The organism is Variovorax sp. RTB1 (assembly GCF_035018765.1).
Taxonomy (GTDB): Bacteria; Pseudomonadota; Gammaproteobacteria; order Burkholderiales; family Burkholderiaceae_C; genus Variovorax.
Genome location: NZ_JASJXG010000001.1, coordinates 219,586 through 246,104, shown reverse-complemented (window position 1 = coordinate 246,104; position 26,519 = coordinate 219,586). Strand labels below are relative to the sequence as shown.

Sequence of the window (26,519 nt, the reverse complement as noted above, 5' to 3'; positions counted from 1 at the left end):
TCGAGCCTTTAGAAGCTGCCGTTCACGCCCTCGACCAGGTAGTTCATCTTTTCGAGTTCGATGTCGGTCTGCTTTTGCGTCTTGCCAGCCGCCAGCACTTCCTTGCCCTTGTTGTCCTTGAGCGGGCCTTTGAAGATGTCGAAGGTGCCGGCGATCATCTTGGCCTTGACGTCGTCGGCCTGCTTCTTGGCGGCGTCGGTCACGGCCGGGCCGTAAGCCGACATCTTCACGTAGCCGTCCTTCAGGCCGCCCCGCAAAAAGTTGGGGTGCGGCTTGCCGGTCTGCGCGGCTTCGATGATGGTCTTGTAGGCGGTGAGCCAGTTCCATTCGGCGCCGGTGAGGTAGGCCTGCGGTGCCAGCTTGGCCTGGCTTGCGTGGTAGCCGCAAACCATCTTGCCGCGCTTGGCGGCGGTCTCGACCACCACCTTGGGGCCGTCGACGTGCATCGTGAACACGTCGCAGCCCTGGTCGGCCAGGCTGTTGGTGGCTTCGGCTTCTTTCACCGGCATCGACCATTCACCCGTGAAGATGACACTGCAGGTGATGCCGGGCTTGACCGAGCGCGCACCCAGCGTGAAGGCGTTGATGTTGCGCAACACCTGCGGGATCGGCTTGGCCGCCACGAAGCCGATCTTGCCGCTCTTGCTCATGTGGCCGGCAATCACGCCGTTCAGGAACTGGCACTCGTCGATGTAGCCGAAGAAACTGCCGACATTCTTGGGCATGCTCTCGGTCCACAGGCCGCCGCAATGCGAAAAGCGTACATCGGGGTCCTTGGGGGCGAGCGCCAGGATGTGCGGGTCGAAGTAGCCGTAAGAAGTCGGGAACAGCAGCTTGGCGCCGTCCTGCGAAATCATGCCGGTCATGGTCTTTTGCACCGCTGCGGTCTCAGGCACGTTCTCTTCTTCGACCACCTTGATGCCAGGCATTTTCTTGATCTCGGCCGCGGCCTGGGCGTGTGCCTGGTTGTAGCCGTAGTCGTCGCGCGGGCCGACGTAGATGACGCCGACGGTGAGTGGCTTTTGCGCGTTGGCGAATGCGCTGAATCCTCCGAGGGTGCCCGCTGCGCCCAGCGCGGCGAGTGACTTAAGGGAATCGCGACGGTTGAATTGACTCTTCATGGCTCTCTCCGGTTTTGGGACGGCTTGCGGGTTGATCCTCCAATGCATCCTGGACTGGCGCATCTTGGATACAAGAAGGTATGCACGAAGTGTGCCGAGATGAAGCGCACCGAAACCAGCGTCGATTTCAGAGCAGGCTCACATGCGCCGACACCACGCGCCAGCCCTCTGGTGTGCGCATCCAGGTCTGGCTCTGGCGGCCGGTGCGCTCGCTGCCGGCACGGCGAAATTCGCAGTTGGCGGTCGCGAAGTCGTGCCCATAAGTGGTGATGACGGTGCGCAGCAATTCGCGCGCGAGCCCCACGGCGGGGCGCCCGGCCCGGAACGCCTGGATCGCTTCATGGCCGTAGAGGTTTTCGCCGGCGCCGTAGCGCAGCGTGAGCGGGCTGTCCCAGAACAGTTCGTCAAGCACCCCGACGTTGTTGGTGACAAGCGCGTCTTCGTAGCGCTCGAACGCAGCAACGACTTCGGCGACGACGTCGGGCAGGTTGATGGCAGGTTGCAGGGACATGAGGATGCTTCTTCAGTTCAGTTCGGTTCAATTCAATGAGGCCACCGGCGCGTGCACCACGTCGGCGGCTTCGAGTGCCGCGGCCACACGCAGCACCAGGTCTTCGCGCCAGGGTGCGCCGATCACCTGCACGCCGATCGGCAAGGTCGCGTGGGCGCCCCACACCGGCACTGCGCACACCGGCAGCCCCACGCATGAAATGGGTTGCGTGAGCAGCCCCATGTTCGGCCGCACCGGCAGGCGTTGTCCGTTGATCTCGAACCACTCCGCGCCGATGGGCGTGGCAGCCGAAGGCGTTGCCGCGGCCAGCAAGATGTCGTAGCGCTCGAACACGCGCGCCACCGCCTCGGCGTAGGCGCGGCGCACGCGCTGGGCGCGCGCAACCCACGCGGCCGGCAGCAACGCACCGGCTAAAAATCGGTCGCGCGACAGCGGCTCGAAGTCATGCGGCCGCTTGCGCAAATCGTTCAGGTGCAATGCCGCACCTTCGGAGTTGGTGATGAGAAACGCCGCCGCGCGGCCGGCATCGACCATCGGCAACATCACGGTGTTGACCGCGCCCAGCGCATCGGCCACGCGATCGACCGCGACCAGCGCTTCCGGCCCTGCGTGCTCTCGAAAGTAGCCGCCGAGCACGCCGATGCGCAGCCCTTGCGTGCCGAGGTCGAGATCTTTGACGACGGCCTCGACATCGCGCTGCGCACAACCGGGGTCGCGATGGCCGAAGCTCTCCGGCCCCTGCATGGCGTCGTAGGCCAGCGCCAGGTCACGGGTCGACCGCGCGAACGGGCCGAGGTGGTCCAGGCTCGAAATGAAAGGATAGCTGCCGGTGCGCGGCAGGCGGCCGAAGGTCGGCTTGAGCCCGAACACGCCGCACAGCGAAGCCGGCACGCGGATCGATCCGTTGGTGTCCGAGCCGAGCGTCAGCGGCACCTGCCCCGCCGCCACCGCAGCACCCGAACCGCCCGACGAGCCGCCCGCGATGCGGGTGCGATCGTGCGGGTTGCGCACCGGGCCGACGTGGCTGTTCTCGGTGGTGAAGCCGTAGGCGTACTCGTCCATGTTGAGCGCACCGACCAGCACCGCGCCAGCGCTCTCGAGGCGCCGCACCAGTGCCGCATCGCTGCGGGCTGGCGCACTCTCGCGCTCGATCTTCGAGCCGGCCAACGTGGCGATGCCGGCGATATCGAACAGGTTCTTGACGGCGAACGGCACGCCCAGCAGCGGCAGCTCGCGCGTGCGATCGCCGTTGGCCGAAGCCAGCGATGCATCGACCTGCGACGCGCGCCGCAGCGCCCGCGCCTGCAGCACTTCGGTGAACGCGTTGATGCGGGTGTCGGTCGCGGCGATGCGCTCCAGGCTGGCCTGCACCAGCGCCACCGCGCTGACCTCGTTGGCCCGCACCGCATCGGCCATCGACGACGCATCGCTGGCCAGAAACGCTTCGGGGTTCATCGCTCTTGCTCCGTCGGGCTCACGGGCACGAACGTCACCGCGGGCTCGTGCGAAGGCGCCAACGGCACCGCCTCGACGATGTCGGCAAAGCCTGCTGCCAGCGTGAAGTAGCCGAGGACGCCCGCCCGGTGCTCCGGCCAAAGCCGCAGCCCCAGCGCGGCCGCTGCCGCATCCACATAGGTTTCGATCTGCACAGGCGTCATGGCAACCTCATCGTCTGACTTCGCGCTGGAAGATTTCGAGGCTTAGCTTTTTCATGGCCACGAAGCTCGGCTCGCTCAGCGTCTCGAGGGTGCGGGGCCGTGCATCGCCGTAACGCAAGATTTCGGCCACCCTGGTCGGGCGCTTGGTCAGGAGCAGCACCTGGTCGGCCAGGTACACCGCTTCTTCGAGGTCGTGCGACACCAGCAACATGGTGGTGCCCGTCTTCATGAAGACCTCTTGCAGCTTCTCGCGGATGAACAGTGTCATCTCGAAATCGAGCGCCGAGAACGGCTCGTCGAGGAACAGCACCTCCGGGTTGGGCGCCAGCGCCCGCATGATCGACGCCGTTTGTTGCTGCCCGCCAGAGAGCTCGTACGGGTAGCGCTTCAGGTCGAACTTGACGTCGAACGACGCCACCAGCTCGGCCATGCGGCGGTCGACTTCCGCTTTGCTCTTGCCTTCCAGCTTGAGCGGATAGGCGATGTTGTCGATGGTGCGCATCCACGGAAACATCGCCTCGCGGTAGTTCTGGAACACGTAGCCGATCTTGGTGTCCTTGCGCTGCTTGCCGTCGAACAGGATCTCGCCGGCATCGATCGGGACCAACCCGGCGATCATGTTGATGAGGGTCGACTTGCCGCAGCCGTTGGGCCCGAACACAGAGACGATCGCGTGCTTGGGAATGTCGAGGTTGAAGTTCTCGTACAGCGGCCAGCCGGCGAAGTACTTGGTCAGGCTGCGGATCGTGATGTGCGTGCCGGCCGGGCCGGGCTGGAACTTGGGTTGCGGCACGTCGGCAAAAACAGGGCCGTTCAAGACTGCGCTCATGGTGATTTACCTCCCCGACCAATGGACGATGCGGCGCTCGGTCACCAGGAAAAGAATGTTGAGCGCATAGCCCAGCGCGCCGGCCGCCAGGATGGCCGCGTACATGCTCTTGACGTTGAGTACCTGCTGCGCATCGATGATGCGGTGGCCGAGGCCGCTGTCGGAGCCGATGAACATCTCGGCCACGATCACGATCACCAGCGCCATCGATACGGCGGAACGCAAGCCGACGAATGAGGGTTGCAGGCTCTCCCAGATCAGCACATCCTTGAACACCTGCCAGCGCGATGCGCCCATCACTTTGGCTGCCATCACGCGTTGCTTGCGCGCATTGATGACGCCGTAGGCACTGTTGAAGATCACGATGAGGAAGGCTCCGAAGGCGGCGATCGCCACCTTGTTGACGTCTGACACGCCGAAGATCAGCAGGAACAACGGGATCAGTGCGGACGAGGGCGTCGAGCGAAAGAAGTCGATCAGGAACTCGACGCTGCGGTACGCCTTCTCGTTGCTGCCGAGCAGCACGCCGAGCGGCACGCCGATGACGGCCGCGATCACGAAAGCCTGCAACGTGCGCCATACCGTGACCGCGAAGTCGAGCAACAGCGGGCCGCCAGCCAGGCCGGTCGCAAGCGCATGCAGCGTGTCGATGGGGGTCGGCAACAGGATCTGCTTGATGAAGCCGAAACGCACCACCAGATCCCACAGGATGAACAGCGCGATCGGCCCGATGAAAGGCAGGAAGCGGTCCCAGGCGGGTGCCGTGGAAACCGAGACGGCGGCAGCGCCGGCCGGCGGCGTCCACGGTACGCCCGTGGTTGTGGTCGTGGTGGCATCGGCCATGGTCATGCCTTGTAGATGAGCGGCTCGACCGGCACCTTCTTCTCGAAGATGCCTTTGTCGCTGAACAGGTCGTAGAACTTCTGGAAGTACGCGATGTCGCTCGGCTTGAATTCGTTGTAGATCATGTAGGAGGCCAGTGGCACCTCGGCGGTGAGCGGCCCCTCGATGGCCGTGTAGCCCTTCATGAACTGGCGCGCTTCTTCGGGTTTGGCGCGCACGAGTTCGACGCCGCGTGCGTAGGCCGCGATGAACTTCTTCGAGACTTCGGGGTTCTTCTTGATGAACTCGGTCGTGAGGCTGCCCGCGCCGCCGTGCCATGGCGCCATCGGATCGCCCAGGATGTACTTGGCGACGACACCCGCTTCGATGACGCGGGTGGTGCCGTTCATGCGGCCGATGGTGCCGGTCGGCTCCAGCGTGTAGCAGGCGTCGACCTGGCCCGCCACCAGCGAGGCGACGTGCTGGCCGATGGGCAGCTCCGTCACCGTGGCGCCGGTTGCGCCGGCGCGCTCCAGCATGGTCTTGCACAGCGTCGTATTCTGGATGCCGGGCCCGGAGGCGACCCGCTTGCCCTTCAGGTCGGCCATCGTCTTGATGGCGCTGTCCTTGCCCGTGATGAACTCGTCGAGCACGTACTTCACGTTGCTCGGGTTGGTGCAGAAGATCTTGAACAGGCCGGGCTGCGCGATCTCGCCGATGGCGAGGTTGGCCGTACCGGTGCCGTTGGCACTGCCATCTCCGCGGCCCGAGAGCATGGCTTCCATCACCTGCTGCGCGCCCGCGAACTTGAGCGGTTCGACATCGAGGCCGGCTTCTTTGAAGTAGCCTTTTTCAAGGGCGGCAAAAAACGGCAGACCGGCCGCGACGGGCCAGAAGCCGATGCGGATTTTCGGACCGGTCTGGGCGCGCACGATGGCCGGTGCTGCCAGCACGGCGACCCCCGCGGCGCCCGCCTGCAAAAGCTGCCGGCGCGATGCGCGATGAAACTGTTCGGGGTTGCTCATGGACTCGGGCTCCTCGTTGAATGGGACGGTAGAGAAAAGGACAAGGGAAAAGGCGGGAGAAGAAGGCGAAGGCGAAGAAGGCGAAGGCGAAGAAGGCGAAGGCGAAGAAGGGCAGGCGTCATGAGCGCGAAGCGATGTACCTGCGCCAGCCACCGTGATGCGAGATGTCTTCGGCACCGTCGAGCGCCAGCGCTTCGCAGACGAAGCCCTGCACGCTGCTGCCATCGGCCAGTGCCAGCGTGCCGATGCCCAGGGGCGCGGGAATGAGCGCGACGAAGCTGCCGTATTGCGCCATCGGCATCTCCCACACCTCGAGTTCGAGCGCGACGCCTTCGCCCGGCGCGACGCGGACCATGCCGGGCTTGGGCGGCACGGTGCCGGGCAAGGCGTAGAGGCGGTAGCTCGGTGCGCTTTGCGTCTTGGCGACCAGCGTCGCGCCGCGGTCGGCAAGTTGGCTGTTGAGCGGCATGCCCGACAGATGAGCGCCGACGACGGCGACGCGCGCCATGGCAGGCGCTGATGTTGCCGGGGCCGTCGATGCGTTCGCGAACACGTCGACGGGCGCCGGCAGCGGCTCGCCAGTCGCGCCTTGCGTGAGCCCGCTTGCGTGGTGATAGCGCTGGCCCAGCTCCGCCAGTTGCAAGTCGCTGCCGCACAGGCCGATCAACGTGATGCCGAACGGCATGCCGTCGGGCCGCAAGCTGCTCGGCACAGAGATCGCGGCGTAGTCGAGCAGGTTGACGAAGTTGGTATAGGCGCCGAGGTTGCGGTTGAGCACGACCGGGTCGGCCTGCATCGCTTCGATCGTGTAGTGCGTCGGCGCGGTCGGCACCAGCAGCAGGTCGATGTCGTTCCACATGGGGGCGACGCGCTGGGCCAGTGTGCGCAGCTTGATTTGCGCGTCGACCAGATCGGCCGCGCTGTAGCCGCGCCCGGAAGCGAGGATGCCGCGAACCGGCTCCATCACATCGGCCTCGTGCGCGTCGAAGAACTCGCGCACCGCGGCGTAGCGCTCGGCGACCAACGCGCTGTCGTAGAGCAGCGCGGCGATCTCCGCGAGAGGTGCGTAGTCGATGGCGACCTGCACGCCGCCCATTGCTTCAAGCCGCGCGATCGCGTCTGCGAATGCAGCTTCCGATGCGTCGTCGCCGAAGAAGGCCAGCGTCGACGGCACACCGAATCTAAAGCGCTTCGGGTACGGTACGTTCGTCAGTTCGAGTGCTCGCGCGTACGGGTCCGCCGCGTCGAAGCCCTTTGCCGCGTGCAGCACCTTGAGCGCCAGCCCCACGGTGCGCGCGAAGATCGAAACGCAATCGACACTCTGCGCCGCCGGCACCACGCCGCGTGCGCTGATGAGCCCGCGCGACGGCTTGATGCCGACGATGTTGTTGAGCCCGGCCGGCACGCGGCCGGAGCCTGCGGTGTCGGTGCCGAGCGAGAAGTCGACTTGCCCGGTCGCGACAACGTAAGCAGAGCCTGAGCTCGATCCGCCCGAGACATAGCGCGCATCGAAGCTGTTGGGGACCGCTCCGTAGGGCGAACGCGTGCCGTTGAGGCCGCAGGCAAACTGGTCGAGATTGGTTTTTCCGACGCAACTCGCACCGGCATCGAGCAGGCGCTGCACCACACGCGCATGCGAAGTTGGCGTTGCGCGGAAGTCAGCGAACGCGGCGCAGCCTGCGCTGCTGGCGATGCTGGCCACGTCGATGTTGTCTTTGGCGGCGAAGCGCAGGCCGGCCAATGCGCCCGTCGTGCCCGACCCGGCGCTCGCGCTTGCAACCGGAGTGTCGAACCGCTTGATCCAGGCGGTCGCGGTCGCGTCGATTTTCGTATGCACCATCGTCAGGCATCCCGTCTTGTGTACAAGATGACATGCAAGCGACGTGCCAGCGAATTTTCACGGCGGCCGGAAGGCGGCGCGAGCGAACGATCAGTCGAGCTTGACGGAAAACAGCACCGTTCCGCTGACGCCCGGATCGAGCGGCCCGGTCAAGCTCCAGCGCAGGGGTCCGGTGCCGCCGGTCGACTGCACGGTGGCGCACGGCACGGTCGGCTGTGGCGCAGGGTTGCCCGGCGTGCGCTTGGCGCAGGCGGTCATTGCCGCTGGCGTGGAGCCTGCGGTCGCCGCGACGAAGGTGGTGTAGCTGGGCGTCACGTCGTTGACGTCGAGCCCCGTGATGGGCGCCGGCCCATTGTTGGTGTAGGTGATGCGGTACTCCAGCGTTTCACCCGACTTGGCCAGGTTGTCGAAGCCGAAGACGCCGTTCTGCGTCAGGTTGCGAACTTCCTTTTTTAGGTCGAGCGCGCCGCCCGAAACGGTAGTGAGGTCGTTCAGCGTGTAAGTGGCCGTCAATGCGGACATCGCGCCGGTGTAGCTGAAGCTCGCCTGGACCAAAGCGTTGTCGGTGTAGCCGGCGGGCGCGGTCGCCGGCACGAAGACCTGCACCAGGATGCACACCGGCTGGCCCGCCGTGACAACCATCGATACCGAGGGCGGATAGAGCATGGCGGCGCCGGCTTGCAGCGTACCGGTGCAGCCCGGGTCGGCAATGATCTTCTCGTTCCAGCCGCTCAGCGGCGGCGACCTGACCGACGAGGCAATCGCAAACCCGACCGAGCCGCCGCTGCGTGCAGAGAAGCTGTGCGGATAGCTCACGGTGTTGCCTGCGATGCCGCTCTTGACCTCCCCCGTCGCGAAGGTGTTGGGCGGTACGTCGCCGAAGTTCAAGTCGGCGTGACCGCTGCCGTTCCATGCGAAAGCGATGACATCCAGCGGCACCGCGCGGGTGTAGGTGTAGCCGGTACCTCCTGTCGTGACGAGCGAGCCCGCGGGCAACGCGACGGAGCCGACCGACGCACCGGTCGAGAGCCAAGTGCCGGGCGTCGTCTCTTGCACGCACAGGTTGTTGCCGACCGCGGTGGCGAACGGCACCGCCAGCGAGTAACGGCCCGCGCTGTCGGTGACGGCCGTGGCGATCAGGCTCGAACTGCCGCAATCGAGCAGCTTCAGCGTCACGCCCGACACGCCGGCTTCGGCGCCGTTCAGCACGCCGTCGTTGGCGATGCCTGCGCCGGCACCGCTGTCGGTGAAGACACGGCCGGTCACGCTGAAGGCGTAGGCGTTCACGAAGGTGCAGGTAAAGGCTGCGCCATTGACCATGTTGGCTGCCGGAATGGTCAGCAACGCGCCCGACAGCGTTCCGATGGCGCCGGCAGGGTTGCCGCTGACGCCGGCGTTGCCATCGACGCAACTCGCGCTCTGCGGGTTGGCCGGCCAACCGGCGGGCGCCGTCTCGCGAAGCGTTGCCACGACGCCGCTGGTGCCGGTGAGGTTGGCAGCGCCGTTGCCCGACGTCGCGCCCACCACCGTCACGCTGTCGGTCGGCGCGGAGAGGCCGCTCAACGCAAAGCCGAACAGGTTGCTGCCCGACCCGCTGGCAACCGTCTTGACGATCTGCACTGTCGGGTTGCTGGCGACCACCGCAATCGCCGCGGTCTTTGCATCGCACGCCTCGCCCGCCGCCGAGGTGCAAGACGGGTCGCCACCGCCACTCAGGTTGACGGTGTTGGTGCCACCCCCAGCGCCGACGGCAGTGCCAGCGACGTTGATCGGTATGCGGATCGAGAAAGTGCCCGGCGCCACGCCACTGGCAACGCTGCAGCCGGTGAGGTTGTTGCCGCTGGTGGGGCAGCCGCTCAGGACACCCGTGGTGGTGCCCGCGACCAAGGTCGGCGTGCCGCTGAGCGTGATGCCGTTCGGCAACGTGTCGGCTGCCGTGATGGCGGCCGTCGTGGTCAAGGCGCCGACGGTGACGTTCACCGAGTAATAGAGACCTGTCGCGCCGACCAGGAACGGGCTCGTACTGGCCGTCTTGGTCGCGCTGATCGACGGTGCCTTGTTGTTGGTAAAGGTGCATACATACCTGGCCCCTGCCGGCATGTTGTTGACCGGGATCGTGAGGGTGTTGGAGGAAGCGGTAAGCGCAGTTGAGTTGCCGGTCGTCGCAGCATTGGTATCGGCGCAACTGACGGAGGTGGTGTAGCCGGCTGCGGCGGTCTGCGTGACCGTGGCAGACGTGCTGACCGATCCGCGGTGCACGGTGGCAGAGGTGACCGTTGTGCCCGATGTGGCGGTGGTAACGCTATCGGTCGTGTTCGTGACGCCGCTCAGCGTGAATCCGAAAGTCCCGGTGCCGCCAACTGACCGCGTGGCCACGGTCAAGGTGGGAAGCACCGTGTTGGTTATCGTGCAGGTCAGCTTTTCGGTGCCGCCGCTGCTGCTTGCTGGCGGGGCAGTCACCGTAAAGTTGCCGCCGTAGCCGCCGGACGGATAAATCGAGAAGTGATCGTCCCGGCAGGCGAACGTTGAAAGGTAATTGGCAAAAACGGTGCCACTGGCGACGGTCTCCCCGATGGTGAGGGCACCGCCCGCGTTTACGCCGATGTTGGAGATGGTGGCACCGTCGCCTGCGGCGAGCAGCGGGTTTGCCGTTCCATCGACGCCCAACGCGACACCGCCGACCGTCAGGTTGAACAGCCCGTTGTCTGGCGGCGTGCCCAGGATCTGATTGATAACCTTGATGGTAGGCCTGAGGTTGTTAAACGTGCAGGTGATGTTGGCATTGCCCCGCATCACGGCAGCTGGCAGCGTGATCGTGGTGCCAGCCAGCGTGGCCAGATTGCTGGTCGAGTTCAAGTTGCCATCAGCCGGTGCATTCGAATCCAAACAGACGACCGTGTCTAACGATGTGCGCCAGCCCGCGGGGATGCTCGACTCGTTAATAGTTGCTGCCACACCAGCCGTGCCGGTCAGCGTCAGCGCCGAACGCACCAATGCGTTACCCGTTACAACGATGCTGTCAGCAGAAGCAGACAAGCCGGTCATGGTGAAGCCGAAGGTCGATGCACCCGCGCTGGCGGTCGCGGTGTTGGTGAAGAGATTGATGGTCGGCAGTCCAGCAATCGGCGTGTTGTCAGTGGTGCTGTCGCAAAAATCCGCTGCCGTCGTACAGCTTGCATCGCCACCGCCGGCAATGTTGACCGTGTTGGTACCGCTTGTTGCCGTCGCTGCGACGTTTATCGGTATCTTGATGCTCAAGTAACCGGCGGCCATTCCGGTCGCGATGGTGCAACCGGTGGTGCTGTTCCCGCTAGTCGGACAACCCGACAACGTGCCGGTGCTTGAGCCTGGTATCAGTGTCGGCACACCGCCAAGCGTGATGCCCGTCGGCAAGTTGTCGTTCACCAATATGGGGCCCGTCGTGGTCGCATTGGTGAAAATGTTGACCGTGTATGACTGTCCGCTGGCACCGACGATGAGCGGGTTGGCGCTCGGTGTTTTCGTTGACGACAGGTTCGGCGGCGGGTAGAGCGTGTTGTAGAAAGTGCAGTTGAAAGTGGCGCCGCTTTTCATGGCGGGCGCTGCGATGCTTGCCACGTTGGCTGCCAACGTCGCATAGTTGGCGCCCACGACGTTGCCTGATACCGACGCGTTGTTGTCTACGCAGAAAACAGAGGCCGGGTTGCTCGGCCAGAAGGCCGGCACAGAGCTCTCCTTCACCGTCGTAAGCGTGTTGGCCAACGAGACGGTTTGATCCGGCCCCGATGCCGCAACGTTGGGGCTAGTGGTCGTGATGCTGCCACCGGTAATGCCGTTGGTTCCTGTAAAACTGAAAGTGCCGACACCGCTGCTTCCGCCGCCATTGCTGACCTTGGTGATCTTGACCGTCGGCACCTTGTTATTGGTGAAGGTGCAAACGTACGACGCGCTCAACTTCACGTTCGCGGCGGGAATCGTGATGCTGTTGGTGCTTGACACGAACGGCGTGGTGTTGCCCGTGATCGAGCTGTTCCCATCGGCGCAACTGGCGCTTGTGGTGTAGCCGGGTGCGGCCGTCTGGGAGACCGTGATCGCAGTGCCGACAGTGCCAACATGCTGAACGCCCGACACGATCGTGGCCGACGGATTTACCGTGGTCACGCTGTCGCTGGTGTTGCTTGCGCCGCTCAACGTGAAGTTGAAAGTACCGGTACTGCCTACACTTTGTGCGCCCACCAACACTCCAGGGGCTGGCGTATTGGTGATGGTGCAGTTCACGCCCTTGAGACCAGCGCCGTTGGCTGAAGCCGGCGGCGCAGTCACCGTGAAACTGCCACCGGAGCCGCCGACACCGGTCGTATAGGTCGCCCCAGCGTAATTAACGCATGCGATGCTGGAGAAATAGCGCGCCAGATTGGTTCCGGTGCCTGCGGATTCGACCAAAGTCAACGCACTGCCGACATCGACGCCAACAACTGCGGTAGTCCCGTAGTTGCCAACGTCGTACACGGGGTTACCGGCCGATAGCAGGTTCGCACCGCCGACAGTCAAATTGAACAAAGCCGAATCGGGTGCGATACCCGCGATCTGCTTCTTTAGAACAACGGTCGGGCGCGCGTTGACCAGGGTGCAGGTGAACAAGGCCCCGGCTCGCATTGCCGAGCCCGGCAGCGTGACGGTATTGCCGACTAGAGTAGCAAAATTAGTGCTGCTCGAGCCATTGCCATCGGCAGCAGCATTGGCGTCTTTACAGGTCACGCTATCCAGATTTGTCGGCCAACCCGCTGGAATGCCGGATGCCACGATCGTGACAGTGGTTCCCGCAGTGCCGTAGATGCCTGCGGCGTTTTGCGACGACGCCGTCTGGCCCACACCGACCGTCGCGATCGAATCGCTGCTGATTGACAGGCCGGTGAGGGAGTAGCCGAAAGTCGAGGAGATTGGCGCGGCGTTATTTGTCTGCGCCGTCAGCTGCATCAGCGGCGGGTTGTAGACGGATGTGGCCGGCGTCGTGGCGTCGCACGCATCTGGCAGGACCGCGGTGCAGTTGGGATCTCCGCCGCCCGAAAGGTTCGCAGAGTTGGTGCCGGTGGTCGCCGTGGTTGCGACGCTCACCGGAAAACGGATGGAAAAGCTGCCGACCGCTGCGCCGGCAGCGACCGTGCAACCTCCCGTCGCGCCGCCGGAGGAGGGACAACCGGACAGCACGGCAGTGCCCGCCACGATCGTCGGTGTGCCGCTCAGCACGATGTTGGCGGGCAACGTGTCGGCGATGCTGATCGGCGCCGTGGTCGGTGCGGTGCCCACGTTCACCACCAGCGTGTAGTACTGCCCCGATACGCCGCCGAGCAGCGGGTTGGCACTCGCTGTCATGCTCGATGTGACGACTGACGGCAAGTTGTACTGGATCACCACCAAGCCGTTGCCGCCCGCGGATGCTTGTGCACCGCCCGCACCCACGCCGGCCGAGTAGACGCTGTCGCCCGTGTTGCCGGCAACGCTGCCGGCCCCTGCCGTGGTCGAAGCCCCTGTCAGGACACCCGTGTAGCTGGAGCCGCCGCCGCCCGCGGTCTGCGAGCCACAGTTGAAATTAGAGTCGCCGTTGCCGCCACCACCGCCGTAGTAGCCGCCACCGGCACCGCCACCTCCGCTGTTTCCGGTGGAGGACGCAAAAGGTACGCCGTTGCCGCCTGCGCCGCCCTGTCTCGCGGTGCCGGCCAAGCCGTTTCGGGCCGTTTCGACGCTGACGCCTCCAGCCCCGCCAGAGCCCGAGCTTCCGCCCTGCCCACCGGAGCCGCCTGCAGCCCCGCAGCCGGCAGGTGCGTAGTTGCTGCCCGCCAGTCCGGTCGTCCCGCCACCCGCTCCCGCGACTGGAAACGTGTCGTACGCCTGATCGACCACGGCGCCGCCACCGCCACCCGCAGTCAGCCTCTCGGTGCCACTCAGCACCATCGCGCTGCGACCACCACCGCCGCCGCCGACGTGCGGTGTGCCGCCGGTGGCGCTGCCGCCCGCGCCGCCACCGCCGTAGGCTGAATTGCCGGCAACCGCCGAAAGTGCGGCAGCCGATCCGCCGCCACCGACCACCACCGTCAGGCTGCTGCCAGCCGCAACGGCGAGGTTGCCGGTCGCATAGCCGCCGCCGGCCGAACCGTTGCCGTACGTGTTGGAGATGGAGCCTCCGCCGCCCGCACCCCAGGCCTTGAAGTTCAGCGTCGTGATGCCGGCAGGCACGGTGAACGTCTGATCGACACCGCTGTAGCTGAATTGGGTGCACGCGGTAAAGCCAGCTTGGGGGGTGCAAGCGGTCTGGGCACCCTGCGCGCCGAAGCTCGCCAGCACAGCCACGCATGCAAGCACTGCGCCGCGCCACGGCACCGGCTGCCACTCGGCCTTGGCGAATGACCGCGCAAAACCGATCAGCAAGAACACATATGAATCCTGACCCCCGTGCAGAAGTTCCGGGATTGGAGCGACTCTAGTGGCGGCCGCGCCCCTCAACCGAAAAATCTCGACTACCGCCTCGTCACGCCGCTTCACCGATTGCAATACTGTTTTGTCGAAAGTGCAACTCGCGCCCACGATCTGTTCCGCATGAAGACGGCCCGGACATGGCTGTGCGGCACCTTACGACTTGATTCAAAGACACGGGTTTTGCCTCTGGCACGCGTCGGCTCGACGCAGGAACCTGTCGCCGGGATCCCCCGTGCACGGAGACATCCGATGACTGACCTGTCGACTCATCCGACCCAGGCTGCCAGCGCCTGGTTCGCGGACTTTTCGTCCGCCCTGGAACGCGAAGACATCGACGCCGCGGTCGAGCTCTTCGAGCCGGACTGCTACTGGCGCGACCTTGTCTCTTTCACCTGGAATATCTGCACGCAGGAAGGCCCGGCGGCCATCCGCGCGATGCTGCAGGCGCGCCTCGCCGACACCAAGCCGAGCGGCTTTGCCGTCGAAGGCCAGGCCACCGAGGCCGATGGCGTGGTCGATGCGTGGTTCACCTTCGAGACGACAGTGGCGCGTGGCCGCGGCCACCTGCGCTTGCGCCATGGCAAGGCCTGGACGCTGCTGACCACCATGACCGAGCTGAAAGGCTTCGAGGAGAAGACCGGCGCGCGGCGCGTCAAGGGTGCGGAGCACGGTGCGCGACGCGGGCGCCAGAGCTGGCTGGAACGGCGACAGGAAGAAGAGGCCGCGCTCGGCTACGACGAGCAGCCTTATGTGATGATCGTTGGCGGCGGCCAGGGCGGTATCGCACTGGGAGCGCGGCTGCGGCGACTCGGCGTGCCGGCCATCATCGTCGACCGCAACGCGCGGCCTGGCGACGCCTGGCGCAACCGCTACAAGTCGCTCTGTCTGCACGACCCGGTGTGGTACGACCACCTGCCGTACATGCCGTTCCCGGACGACTGGCCGGTGTTCGCGCCGAAGGACAAGATCGGCGACTGGCTCGAGATGTACACCCGCGTGATGGAGCTCAACTACTGGCACTCGACCGTCGCAAAAAAGGCGCACTTCGACGCAGCCACCCAGGCGTGGGAAGTGGTGGTCGAACGCGAAGGCAAGGAGGTCGTGCTCAGGCCGCAGCAGCTGGTGTTCGCGATGGGCGTTTCGGGCTACCCGAATACGCCGGAGATCGCCGGTGCCGCCGACTTTCAGGGTGAGCAACATCATTCGAGCAAGCATTCCGGACCGGAGGCTTACGAGGGCAAGAAATGCGTGGTGCTGGGCTCCAACAATTCAGCCCACGACATCTGCGCGGCACTGTGGGAACACGGCGCCGACGTCACCATGGTGCAGCGCAGCTCGACCCACATCGCGCCATCCGATTCACTGATGGAGCTGGCGCTGGGCGGGTTGTATTCCGATGCCGCGGTGAAGGCGGGCATGACCACCGACAAGGCCGACCTGACCTTCGCCTCGGTGCCCTACAAGATCATGGCGCCGATGCAGGTGCCGATCTACGACGCCATGAAGGTGCGCGACGCCGATCTGTATGCGCGCCTGGAGAAGGCCGGCTTCATGCTCGACTTCGGCGTCGACGGATCGGGCCTGTTCATGAAATACCTGCGCCGCGGCTCGGGCTACTACATCGACGTCGGCGCCTCGGAGCTGGTGGCCAACGGCAGCGTCAAGCTCAGGAGCGGCGTCGGCATCGAGCGCATCAACCCTCGTTCGGTCACCCTGAGCGACGGCACCGAGTTGCCGGCCGATCTGTTGGTCTACGCGACCGGCTACGGTTCGATGAATGGCTGGCTGGCCGACATGATTTCACCGGAGGTCGCTGACCAGGTCGGCAAGTGCTGGGGTCTGGGCTCCGCGACGCCCAAAGACCCCGGCCCGTGGGAAGGCGAGTTGCGCAACATGTGGAAGCCGACGCAGGTCGCCCAGCTGTGGATTCACGGCGGCAACCTGCACCAGTCGCGCCACTATTCGCAGTTTCTGGCGCTGCAGCTCAAGGCGCGGATGGAGGGCATTCCGACGCCGGTGTACCAACTGGCGCCCACGTACCACCGGCGCTGACGGCGCCCGGCGGGCAAGGCCGGGGCGACCGCAGGCATAAGGGAATAATAGGAGAGCCCCACCCTATTGCCCTCATGTCCGCACCCTCGGCTGCCGAAGCCACCCCCGCCCTGCCCTGGCGCGACGCGCTCAAGGTCTACCTCGAACCTGCCACGCTGCGCATGCTGGCCCTCGGCTTCTCTGCGGGGTTGCCGCTGCTGCTGGTGCTGGGCACGCTGAGCTTTCGGCTGCGCGAAGCCGGCATAGACCGCGCGACCATCGGCTTCCTGAGCTGGGTCGGCCTGGCCTACGGCTTCAAGTGGGTGTGGGCACCGCTGGTCGACCGGCTGCCGTTACCGCCACTCACCACGCTGCTCGGACGACGGCGCGGCTGGCTGCTGCTGGCGCAAATGGTCGTGATCGTCGGGCTGGTCGGCATGGCGGTGAACGACCCGAGCGCCGGCTTGCGGCCGATGATCTGGTGCGCGTTGCTGGTGGCCTTCGGTTCGGCCACGCAAGACATCGCGCTGGACGCCTTTCGCATCGAGTCGGCCGAAACCCGCAAGCAGGCCGCGCTCGCCGCCGCCTACCAGACGGGCTACCGCCTGGCGATGATCTGGGCCGGCGCCGGCGTGTTGTGGGTGGCCGCATGGGCCGAGGTGGGAGTCGCATCGGGCTACCAGAACGGCGCCTGGAAAACGGCGTACCTGGTGATGGCCGGTTCGATGGCGGTCGGCGTGCTGACGGTGCTGCTGTCGCCCGAGCCCATCCGTCGCGTGTTGCCACAGCCCAAGAATGCGGCCGAGTGGCTGCAGAGCGTGCTGATCGAACCTTTCGCCGATTTCATCCGCCGCTACAAATGGCAGGCGGCGCTCATCCTGTCGCTGATCGCGATCTACCGCATCAGCGACGTGGTGATGGGCATCATGGCGAACCCGTTCTACGTCGACATGGGCTTCACCAAGGAAGAGGTGGCCAACGTCAGCAAGGTGTTCGGCGTCATCATGACGCTGGTCGGCGCCTTCGTCGGCGGCGTGCTGTCGATGCGCGTCGGCGTCATGAGGGTGCTGATGCTGGGCGCGGTGCTGAGCGCGGCCAGCAATCTGCTCTTTGCCTGGCTGGCCGGCCGCGGCCACGACCTGCACGCGCTGATCGCGGTGGTGTCGGCCGACAACCTGGCCGGCGGCATCGCCTCGGCGGCGTTCATCGCCTACCTGTCGAGCCTGACCAACGTCAGCTATTCGGCGACGCAGTACGCGCTGTTCAGTTCGCTCATGCTCTTGCTGCCGAAGTTCATCGCCGGTTACTCGGGCGTGTTCGTCAATGCCTATGGCTACAGCACCTTCTTCATCGCCACGGCTGTGCTGGGCGTGCCGGTGCTGGTGCTGGTCGCGCTGGCGTCGCGTGCCGCCAGGGCCCAGCACGCTTCGACCGCTTCGACAGACCCGAACAGCTAGCCCCGCTACGGCTCTGGACTATCGGATTGCGCCGACGTGGCATAGAGCGTGCTGCTGGTAGGCTGTAACGGTTTTCGAGCGGGCCCGCCCGAGAGCTTGCACCTCACCGTGCGCCCGACCCCTGTATTTTTTCTCTCTCCATCACCGTGCCCTCCCGAATTCCCCCTCTGAAGATCAGCGCCTACACCGCGACCTCGGCCGTCGGTACCGGCAAGGAGTCGCTGGCCACCGCGCTCGAATCGTCCCGCAGTGGCCTGCGTCCCAACGACTTCGGCGATGCACCGCTCGACACCTGGATCGGCCGCGTCGAGGGCGTCGAAGAAGTGCGTCTCCCGGAAGCCTTGGCGCACTGGGATTGCCGCAACAACCGCCTCGCCTGGCTGGGCCTGCAGGCCGATGGCTTCGAGCAGGCCGTGGCCGCAGCGCGAGAAAAGTACGGCGCGTCGCGCATCGCGCTGATCCTCGGCACTTCCACGTCGAGCATCGGCGAAACCGAGCTCGCATACACGCAGCTCGATGCCGAAGGCCACTTTCCCGCAGACCAGCGGCGCCCTGAAGTTCACACACCGCACTCGCTCACGATGTTCGTACAGGAAGTTCTCGGCCTCGAAGGCCCGTGCGAGACCATTTCGACGGCCTGTTCGTCGAGCGCCAAAGTATTCGCCTCGGCCGAGCGGCTGATCCGCCTCGGCCTGGTCGATGCGGCCGTGGTCGGCGGTGTTGACACGCTGTGCGGCAGCGTGCTGTTCGGCTTCAACTCGCTCGAGCTGGTGTCGAACCAGCCGTGCCGCCCGTTCGATGCGGCGCGGGGCGGCATTAGCCTGGGTGAGGCGGCCGGCTTCGCATTGCTCGAACGCGGCGCCGGTGCGCTCGAACTGCTCGGCTACGGTGAAGCCAGCGATGCGCACCACATGTCGACGCCGCACCCCGAAGGCCTCGGCGCTGAAAGGGCGCTGAACGATGCACTGGCCCGCGCGGGCCTCGGCACTGACGCCATCGACTACATCAACATGCACGGCACCGCCAGCATGAAGAACGACGAAGTCGAAGGCGCGCTGGTCGGACGCCGCTTTCCGGAGACCACGCACGCGAGCTCGACCAAGGGGTTCACCGGGCACACGCTCGGGGCAGCGGGCATCGTGGAAGCCGTCGTCAGCCTGCTCGCCATCGAGCGCGGGCTGAAGCCGGGCACTGTGAACACCACTGACATCGATCCGGACTTCGGACCGCAGATCCGGCTGAAACCGGCGCACGGCGAGGTGCGCTACGTGCTGTCCAACTCTTTTGGCTTTGGCGGCAACAACTGCTCGCTGGTGTTCGGCAAGGGAGCCGCGGCATGAGCACCAACCACATTCCGAAGCCACCGACGCTCTACATCGAAGGCCCGGCCTTCTGGGCCCCGAGCCTGCCGGGCTGGGACAACGCCCGCGCCGCGTTTCGTGGCGAAGGCAACGTGACCGAGCCGCCCGCCAAGCGCCCCGCGCCGATGGTGCTGGCCCCGGCCGAGCGCCGCCGCGCGCCCGATACCGTGGCGCTGGCACTGGAAGTTGCGGCCGCGTCCATCGCCGCTTCCGGCCGCCACGCGCCCGACCTGCCGTGCGTGTTCGTCTCGGCGCACGGCGACCTGGCGATCAACGACTACATGTGCACGGTGCTCGCCAGCGATCCATCGGTGCTGTCGCCGACCAAGTTCCACAACTCGGTTCACAACGCCGCCGTGGGCTACTGGACCATCGGCACCGGCTGCATGGCGGCCAGCAATTCGATCTCGGCTTTCGAGAGCAGCTTTGCCGCCGGCATGCTCGAAGCCGCCGCGCAGTGTGCCGCCGACCAGACGCCGGTGCTGCTGGTCGGCTACGACATTCCGTCGGTCGGTGCGTTGTCGTCGGTCACTACCAGCCGGGGCCTGCTGGCAGTCGGCATGGTGATCGCGCCGGAGCGCACCGAGCGCACGGTGGCATCGTTCGACTGGTCGCTGTTCAGCGGCGAAGCGCACGCCATTGCACCGCGCAGCGACATATCGCAAGCGCTCACCGCCAACGCCATGGCCGACGCGCTGCCGCTGTTCGAATTGCTTGCACTGGGCGAGGCGGGCACGCTGGCGCTCCCGCTGTCACCCAAACTGTCGCTTCAAATGCGGCTCGAGCAGGCCTGATGTCCATCAAAGCCGTTGCGGCGGCGGCCGCCAATACAGCATCCGATGATGCCAATGTGAGCGCGCACGATGTCGTGATCATGGGCGGCGGGCTGGCCGGGCTCACGCTGGCGCTGCAGCTGAAAAAGCGCTTCGACCCCATCGACGTGCTGGTGCTCGAGCGTCGCTCGCATCCGGTGCCGCACGCCGCGCACAAGGTCGGCGAATCCTCGGTCGAGATCGGCGCGCACTACTTCGACACGGTACTGGGCCTGAAGCCGCACCTGCAAGGTGAACAGCTGCGCAAGTTCGGCTTTCGCTTTTTCTTCAGCGAAGGGCGGCGCGATATCGATCAGGTGACCGAGATCGGCGCCAGCCGCTACCTGTCGGTGCCGAGCTACCAAATCGATCGCGGCATCTTCGAGAACTATCTGGCCGAAGAAGCTGCGCGTTGCGGCGTCCGCTTCGTCGACAACGCGCTGGTCAAGCAGATCGACCTGGCCGATGACGCTCGCCAGCCGCATCGCCTGCGCTGGACGCAAGACGGCGAGTCGCACGAGATCCATGCGCGCTGGGTGATCGACGCCTGCGGCCGTGCGGGCATGTTGAAGCGCAAGCTCGGCCTGGCCGAGCCCAACTCGCACGAGTGCAACGCGGTGTGGTTTCGCATCGGCGACCGCATCACCATCGACCACTGGAGCGACAACACCGAATGGCGCGAGCGCTGCGAGCCGCAAGCACGCTGGTTGTCGACCAATCACCTGGTCGGCGCGGGCTATTGGGTGTGGCTGATTCCGCTGGCATCGGGTTCGCACTCGATCGGCATCGTGGCCGACCCGCGCATTCACCCGCTCGACCGTTTCGACACTTTCGACAAGGCGATGGACTGGTTCAAGACCTGGCAGCCTGCGCTCTACGACGAGCTCGACGGCAAGCGCCATCTCTTGCAGGACTTCGCCTTCTTCAAGAATTTTTCGTACGGCTGCAAGCAGGTTTTCTCGGGCAAGCGCTGGGCGCTGACCGGTGAAGCAGGGCTCTTTCTCGACCCCTTCTATTCGCCCGGCAGCGACTTCATCGCGATGGGCAACACCTACATCACCGACCTCATCGCGCACGACCGCGCCGGGCACTCGGTGGAAGCACGCGCGCAGCTCTACGACCAGATCTATCACTCGTTCTACGAGAGCACGCTCGCGCTCTATCAGGACCAGTACGCGCTGTTCGGCGACCCCGAGGTGCTGCCGATCAAGGTGATCTGGGACTACACCTACTACTGGGGCGTGCTCTCGCAGATCTTCTTTCAGGATCGGCTCACCGACCTGGCGCTGCTGGGCAGCCTCAAGGAAGAACTGCAGCACTGCCAGAAGCTCAACGTCGCCGTGCAGCATTTTTTGCGCGCGTGGTCTGGCGTGACGACCAAGCGCAATCCGGCGGTGATGCTCGACCAGGCGGCGCTACCCTGGTTTGCCGACCTCAATCGGAGCCTGAAAGACGATCTCGACGACAGCGCGTTTCGCGATCGCATGCGCGCATCGGCCGCACAACTACGGCAGTTGGCGGCCGAGATTCTGGTGCGCGCATCGACGGAACACTCCGGCATCGAAGCGACCGAATTGCGCATGTTGCTCAAAGAAAAAATGGCGATGGTGCCAGCCCATTCCGGTCAAGGGACCATGCTGTTCGCCGCTTGAGGCACATCCCGACGTTTACCCCAACTTTACGCAGCGTTCAACGCGGGTTGCTCGCCGCCCTTCACCATGAAGCCCATGAGCACCCCCCAACTTTTGATGATCGAAGACGACACCCGCCTGGCGCAGATGGTGGGCGAGTACCTGACGCAGTCGGGCTTCGGTTTCAACCACGCGGCCGACGGTGCGAGCGGACTGGCGCAGTTGCAGGAGCACGCACCCGACCTCGTCATCCTCGACCTGATGCTGCCCGACACCGACGGGCTCGAAGTGTGCCGCCGCATCCGCGCACTGCCGGGTGGCCTTGCGAAGGTGTCGGTGCTGATGCTCACGGCCAAGGGCGACCCGATGGACCGCATCATCGGCCTTGAAATCGGGGCCGACGACTATCTGCCCAAGCCCTTCGAGCCGCGTGAATTGCTGGCCCGCATTCGCGCCGTGCTGCGCCGTCGCGGCGAGACGACGAGCGAAGCCGCAGCGTCGACCATGATGCGATTCGGCACCCTGGAGATCGACCGCAACGCTCGCACCGTGACCGTCGCGGCCGCACTGGCCGACCTCACCTCGTACCAGTTCGACCTGCTGGTCGCGATGGCAGAGCGCGCGGGTCGCGTCCTCACACGCGACCAGATCATGGAAGCGGTACGCGGCCGCGAGCTCGAAGCCTTCGACCGCTCGATCGACGTGCACATGGGCCGCATCCGTGCCGCCATCGAGATCGACGCGAAGAACCCGAAGCGCATCCTTACGGTGCGCGGCGTCGGCTACGTTTTTGCCAAGCAACAAGACTGATCGGCTCAAATCGATTGACCGATTGACCGACCGATGCTGAGCCTCTACTCGCGCCACCTCTACGTTCGCATCTGGCTGGCGGTGGTAGCGGGTGTCGTGGTGCTCACGCTGACGGCTGGCTGGCTGGTGCGCATCTCCGCCGAGAGCGAGCGCGACCGCATCAACGCACTGCCGCGCGAGGTGATCGTGCGCGACACCGAGAACAACGTCATCGGCACCGGCCAGGCGACGCGTGCGCGCGGCCAAGGCCTGGAGTTCGACTTGACGCTCAGCGACGGCCGCGCCCTGTCGCTCGAAGTGAATCGGCGCGAGCCGGGCACCATCGCCAGCGAAGGCCGGCCACCACCGCCGCCGTGGCGCACGCCGTTCGGCTTCGTCTGGATGATCGTGCTGGTCGGCGTCTCGGTCGCGCTCGGCGTGTACCCGATCGTGCGGCGGCTCACCAAGCGGCTGGAGTCGTTGCAGCGCAGCGTGCAACGTTGGGGCGAGGGTGACTTGTCGGTGCGCGTGGCCGAAGAAGGGCAAGACGAGGTCAGCGACCTGGCGCGACGCTTCAATGCGGCGGCGGTGCGGATCGAACAACTGGTGCGCTCGCACAAGTCGCTGCTGGCCAACGCGTCGCACGAATTGCGCTCGCCGCTCACGCGCATCCGCATGGGCCTGGAGCTGATGGGCGACACGCCGAACCCGAAGTCGCGGCAGGAAATCGCCCGCAACATCGGTGAGCTCGACCAATTGATCGACGAGATTTTGTTGTCGAGCCGGCTCGACGCCAGCGAAGCCGACATGGGCACGATCGAAACCGTCGACCTGATGGGGTTGGCTGCCGAAGAGTGCTCTCAGGTCGGCGCGGAACTCGACGTGGCCGAAGGCACAGACAGCAATGCACTCACGGTGCGTGGCGTGCCGCGGCTGCTGCGACGCGCGATCCGCAATCTGCTCGAGAACGCACGGCGCTATGGCGCCGGCGAGATTTCGGTGGAGCTGGCAACCGCTTCCGGCGCCGGCGGCTTTGCCACCGTGCGCGTGAACGACCGCGGGCCGGGCGTCCCAGCCGCCTTGCGCGACCGCATTTTCGAGCCGTTCTATCGGCTGCCCGGCGCCAGCGAGCGCGAAGGCGGTGTGGGCCTGGGGCTGGCGCTGGTGAAATCGATCGTGGAACGCCACGGCGGCACGGTGCGCTGCGAAGACCGTGCCGGCGGCGGCGCCAGTTTCGTCATCGCGCTGCCTAACGGAGCTTGAGCCTCTAGGCGAGGCGGTGAAGTCAGGTGGCCACCCGGAGGCCGCACCTAGAATCGCCGCCACCATGCAGAGATCGACGATTGCCCGCCCCGCCGCCATGTTCTGGGGGCTCGCAGTCTTCGCACCGGTGGGCGTCAACTACCTTGCCGCCGTACTGATGTTCGCGACGCTCTTTATCGCGGGCAATTTGCAGGAACGCGCGGCGCGCATCCGTGCCAATCCGCTGTGGTGGCCGGTGGTCGCTTACGTTGCGTGGACGCTTGTCGTGCTCGCATTCAGGCCGCATTACCCGCAGACACCATCGAACCTCTGGCATGGTTTCCGTATCGCAGCGACCATCGTGATGGCGATGGCGCTCACCCGCGACGAAGCGCTGTGGGCGCTGCGCGGCTTCTTCGTCATCGCCTTCACCAGCGTGTTGATGGTGCTGCTCTATCGCACTGTCGGCTTTCCGATGGCCGAGTTGTGGCGCGCCACGCTGGTGCTGGTCGGCAACAAGTCGATCAACGATGCGCTGCTGTTCACGGTGCTGGGTGTGAGTGCGGTGGTATTCGGGCTGGCCCATATCCACGACAAGAAGGGGCACTGGGCGCTGCCCGCTTTCGCGCTCACCGGCTTTGTCGCGGTGATCATCACGCTGTGGTTGCCATCTCGGACTTCGCTGCTCGGGCTGCTGGTTGCGGGCGTTGCAGTGTGCGTGCATCAGTGGCGCAAGCAACTGCGGGTGCTGGCGGTGGTGCTGGTGATCGCGGTTGGTGCGGCGTCGGTACTGGTGTGGCAGTCGCCGGTGGTGCAGCGCACCTTCGCGCTGGGCGCGCAGGAAATCGAAGCAGCGCAGGCCGGTGCGGTGTCGGAAGGCAGCTGGGTCGTGCGCTTCTACATGTACCGCGACACCGCACGCATGATCATCGACAAACCGCTCGCAGGCTGGGGCATCGGCGGCTGGACCGAGCAATGGCACCTGCGCGGGCCCAAGCTGCTGGCCGACTACAACATGCCCCACAACGATTTCCTGTGGATGGGCGCGCAGGCCGGGGTGCCGGGACTGCTGACGCTGCTGGTCATCATGCTGGTGGGCGTGTGGCAGGGCTGGCGCCGGAACGACATCACCGGACGCTGCGGCTTTGCAGCCATGCTGGTGATGCTGATCGCGACCAGCGTGAACTCTGCGCTGCGCGATGCGCAGATCGGACTCAGCCTGCTGTGGATCGCGATGGTCTACCTGCGGCTGGTGCAGGAGCCGGGCCAGCCGTGGCGCGAGATGCTGCCCTTGCGGCTACAGGAGCTGATGCGGCTGCAACCGCCACGTTCAGCTTCGGTTAACCCCTGATTTTGAGAATCGCAGCGTCGTGCCTTCAATAATCCGCAACCGAACTGCCCTTGACGGTGGTCGACGTCTCGGTCGGGAGGTTTTGCCATGCGCTATGTGAACTACGGATTGTTCGAATGGATGGCGGGAGGTTTCCATCCCACGCCCTGGCTGTTGGCGGCGGCTTGCTGGATCGCCGTGTACGGCGCCTGGGCTGCAGGCCTGACAGTGCTCTACAGCGGCTTTCGCCAGCCATCTCAGCGCCTGTATCTGGTCCTCTTGCTGCTGCTGGCATGCATCACGTCCGTGCTGTCTCAAGCCATCTCGAGCGCCCTGGACATGCCTCGCCCCTTCGCGATAGGCATGAGCCCGAATTACCTCCAGCACGGTGGACGAGGCGCCATGCCGAGTACGCACATGTCGGTGATGTCGTTGGTCGCGCTGGGTTGCCTGGTGCGTCCGGGCCTGCATACCGCGGGTGCCGTGTTGCTGGCACTGGCCTTTGCCACTGCATGGGGCCGCATCTACGCAGGCGCGCATTTTCCGGCGGATGTCGGTGCCGGGCTGCTGCTGGGCGCGGTCGTTCTCGCGGTCTATACCGGCCTGCGCAGCGGTGTGCAGTGGTGGATGCGCCGGCGATACACCGGCCCTGACGCGTGAGCCTGCAAGATTCGACCGGCGCGCTCAGGCCAATGCAGTGGCCGCGATGCGCGCTGCGGCTGCAATGACATCGTTGCGCATCGGCGCCTCTTTGACGGTCTGGGTGAAGTAGATCGCCATGACGATCGGCGCACCCGCTGGCGGCCATGCGACGCCGATATCGTTCGCCGTTCCATAGTCGCCCGAGCCGGTCTTGTCGGCGACGCGCCAGTCGGCAGGCACCGCTGCACGGATGCGCGTGGCACCGGTGGTGTTGCCGAGCATCCATGCGACGAGTTGATCGCGCTGTCGCGTGGGCAATGCGTTGCCCGTCAGCAGTACTTGCAGATTGCGCGCCATGGCGCGAGGCGTGCACGTGTCGCGGGGATCGCCGGGCAGCGCTGTGTTCAGTTCCGTCTCGCGGCGGTCGAGTCGGAAAGCCGTGTCGCCGATCGATCGCGCAAAGGCAGTGAGCACTGGCGGACCACCGAGTGCGTCGAGCAGCATGTTGGCGGCCGAGTTGTCGCTGTGTTGCAGCGCGGCGGCGCAAAGTTCGGCGATGGTCATGCCGTCCTGCACATGCCTCTCAGTAATGGGCGAATAGGTCACAAGGTCGCTGGTGGCATAGCGCACGCGACGCTGCAACAGATCGATTTCGATCGCACTGCGCTGAAGAATGGCGGAGGCGGCCAGCACCTTGAACGTACTGCACATCGGAAAGCGTTCATCGGCGCGATGCTGCACCGTAGAACGCGCGCCAACATCGCCCCCGCTGCCGGCATCGGTCCGGAAGGCCACGATGCCGAGGCGTCCGCCCGCGGATGCTTCGAGTTTGTCCAGCGCCTGCAGCGCAGCCGCCGATGCGCCGGCGTCATGCGACAAGGGAGCGCATGCACCGACGAACGGTGCGGAAAACGCGCCGAGCAACAACGCTCGACGGGGGACAGAAAGCTTGTTGATCGTCTTGT

19 protein-coding genes are annotated in these 26,519 nt (G+C 65.5%); 9 read left to right on the top strand and 10 right to left on the bottom strand.

Going from position 1 to position 26,519, the window contains the following annotated elements:
• Window positions 1-8 precede the first annotated feature (8 nt).
• The 9 genes from QN397_RS01110 to QN397_RS01070 all read right to left on the bottom strand — a co-directional run bounded on the left by QN397_RS01110 (window position 9) and on the right by QN397_RS01070 (window position 14,217).
• The gene (locus QN397_RS01110; RefSeq protein ID WP_323497249.1) at window positions 9-1,121 is read right to left on the bottom strand and encodes a BMP family ABC transporter substrate-binding protein; all 1,113 of its coding nucleotides are present in this window, start codon (window positions 1,119-1,121) and stop codon (window positions 9-11) included.
• 127 nt (window positions 1,122-1,248) lie between these two features.
• A complete protein-coding gene (gene hpxZ, locus QN397_RS01105; protein ID WP_323497250.1) occupies window positions 1,249-1,632 on the bottom strand; it encodes an oxalurate catabolism protein HpxZ in 384 nt (127 codons plus the stop codon).
• A gap of 27 nt (window positions 1,633-1,659) precedes the next feature.
• Window positions 1,660-3,087, bottom strand: a complete 1,428-nt coding sequence (locus tag QN397_RS01100; protein ID WP_323499840.1) for an AtzE family amidohydrolase — start codon at window positions 3,085-3,087, stop codon at window positions 1,660-1,662.
• On the bottom strand, window positions 3,084-3,290 hold the full coding sequence (locus QN397_RS01095; protein WP_323497252.1) for a DUF4089 domain-containing protein: 207 nt from the start codon (window positions 3,288-3,290) through the stop codon (window positions 3,084-3,086). The genes QN397_RS01100 and QN397_RS01095 overlap by 4 nt, the downstream gene beginning before the upstream one ends.
• Window positions 3,291-3,297: 7 nt before the next feature.
• Complete coding sequence (locus QN397_RS01090; RefSeq protein WP_323499839.1) at window positions 3,298-4,119, bottom strand: ABC transporter ATP-binding protein; 822 nt, start codon at window positions 4,117-4,119, stop codon at window positions 3,298-3,300.
• Between the two features lie 6 nt (window positions 4,120-4,125).
• Window positions 4,126-4,962, bottom strand: coding sequence for an ABC transporter permease (locus QN397_RS01085; RefSeq protein ID WP_323499838.1), 837 nt, complete (start codon window positions 4,960-4,962; stop codon window positions 4,126-4,128).
• 2 nt (window positions 4,963-4,964) lie between these two features.
• On the bottom strand, window positions 4,965-5,966 hold the full coding sequence (locus tag QN397_RS01080) for an ABC transporter substrate-binding protein (protein WP_323499837.1): 1,002 nt from the start codon (window positions 5,964-5,966) through the stop codon (window positions 4,965-4,967).
• A gap of 118 nt (window positions 5,967-6,084) precedes the next feature.
• Window positions 6,085-7,806 carry an allophanate hydrolase gene (gene atzF / locus QN397_RS01075; protein WP_323499836.1) on the bottom strand — a complete coding sequence of 574 codons (1,722 nt, stop codon included), beginning with the start codon at window positions 7,804-7,806 and terminating at the stop codon, window positions 6,085-6,087.
• A gap of 90 nt (window positions 7,807-7,896) precedes the next feature.
• Window positions 7,897-14,217, bottom strand: a complete 6,321-nt coding sequence (locus tag QN397_RS01070) for a hypothetical protein (protein ID WP_323499835.1) — start codon at window positions 14,215-14,217, stop codon at window positions 7,897-7,899.
• A 291-nt stretch (window positions 14,218-14,508) separates the two neighbouring features.
• On the opposite strand from QN397_RS01070, the gene QN397_RS01065 reads away from it, so the two are divergent.
• The 9 genes from QN397_RS01065 (at window position 14,509) to QN397_RS01025 (ending at window position 25,572) form a co-directional block, all read left to right on the top strand.
• Window positions 14,509-16,311: an NAD(P)/FAD-dependent oxidoreductase gene (locus QN397_RS01065; protein ID WP_323499834.1), complete on the top strand. Its 1,803-nt coding sequence runs from the start codon at window positions 14,509-14,511 to the stop codon at window positions 16,309-16,311.
• A 74-nt stretch (window positions 16,312-16,385) separates the two neighbouring features.
• Window positions 16,386-17,747, top strand: a complete 1,362-nt coding sequence (locus tag QN397_RS01060) for an AmpG family muropeptide MFS transporter (RefSeq protein ID WP_323499833.1) — start codon at window positions 16,386-16,388, stop codon at window positions 17,745-17,747.
• Between the two features lie 146 nt (window positions 17,748-17,893).
• Window positions 17,894-19,087, top strand: a complete 1,194-nt coding sequence (locus QN397_RS01055; RefSeq protein WP_323499832.1) for a beta-ketoacyl-[acyl-carrier-protein] synthase family protein — start codon at window positions 17,894-17,896, stop codon at window positions 19,085-19,087.
• On the top strand, window positions 19,084-19,902 hold the full coding sequence (locus QN397_RS01050; RefSeq protein WP_323499831.1) for a beta-ketoacyl synthase chain length factor: 819 nt from the start codon (window positions 19,084-19,086) through the stop codon (window positions 19,900-19,902). The genes QN397_RS01055 and QN397_RS01050 overlap by 4 nt, the downstream gene beginning before the upstream one ends.
• Window positions 19,902-21,572 (top strand): NAD(P)/FAD-dependent oxidoreductase, encoded by a 1,671-nt coding sequence (locus QN397_RS01045; RefSeq protein WP_323499830.1) that lies wholly within the window; start codon window positions 19,902-19,904, stop codon window positions 21,570-21,572. Before QN397_RS01050 ends, QN397_RS01045 begins: the two co-directional genes overlap by 1 nt.
• A gap of 66 nt (window positions 21,573-21,638) precedes the next feature.
• The gene (locus QN397_RS01040) at window positions 21,639-22,361 is read left to right on the top strand and encodes a response regulator transcription factor (protein WP_187053918.1); all 723 of its coding nucleotides are present in this window, start codon (window positions 21,639-21,641) and stop codon (window positions 22,359-22,361) included.
• A gap of 33 nt (window positions 22,362-22,394) precedes the next feature.
• Window positions 22,395-23,603: an ATP-binding protein gene (locus QN397_RS01035; protein WP_323499829.1), complete on the top strand. Its 1,209-nt coding sequence runs from the start codon at window positions 22,395-22,397 to the stop codon at window positions 23,601-23,603.
• Between the two features lie 64 nt (window positions 23,604-23,667).
• On the top strand, window positions 23,668-24,933 hold the full coding sequence (locus tag QN397_RS01030; protein ID WP_323497265.1) for an O-antigen ligase family protein: 1,266 nt from the start codon (window positions 23,668-23,670) through the stop codon (window positions 24,931-24,933).
• Between the two features lie 87 nt (window positions 24,934-25,020).
• Complete coding sequence (locus tag QN397_RS01025; protein ID WP_323497266.1) at window positions 25,021-25,572, top strand: phosphatase PAP2 family protein; 552 nt, start codon at window positions 25,021-25,023, stop codon at window positions 25,570-25,572.
• 24 nt (window positions 25,573-25,596) lie between these two features.
• Here QN397_RS01025 and bla read toward each other — a convergent pair whose 3' ends face one another.
• Window positions 25,597-26,511 (bottom strand): class A beta-lactamase, encoded by a 915-nt coding sequence (bla, locus tag QN397_RS01020; protein ID WP_323499888.1) that lies wholly within the window; start codon window positions 26,509-26,511, stop codon window positions 25,597-25,599.
• Between the last annotated feature and the right edge of the window lie 8 nt (window positions 26,512-26,519).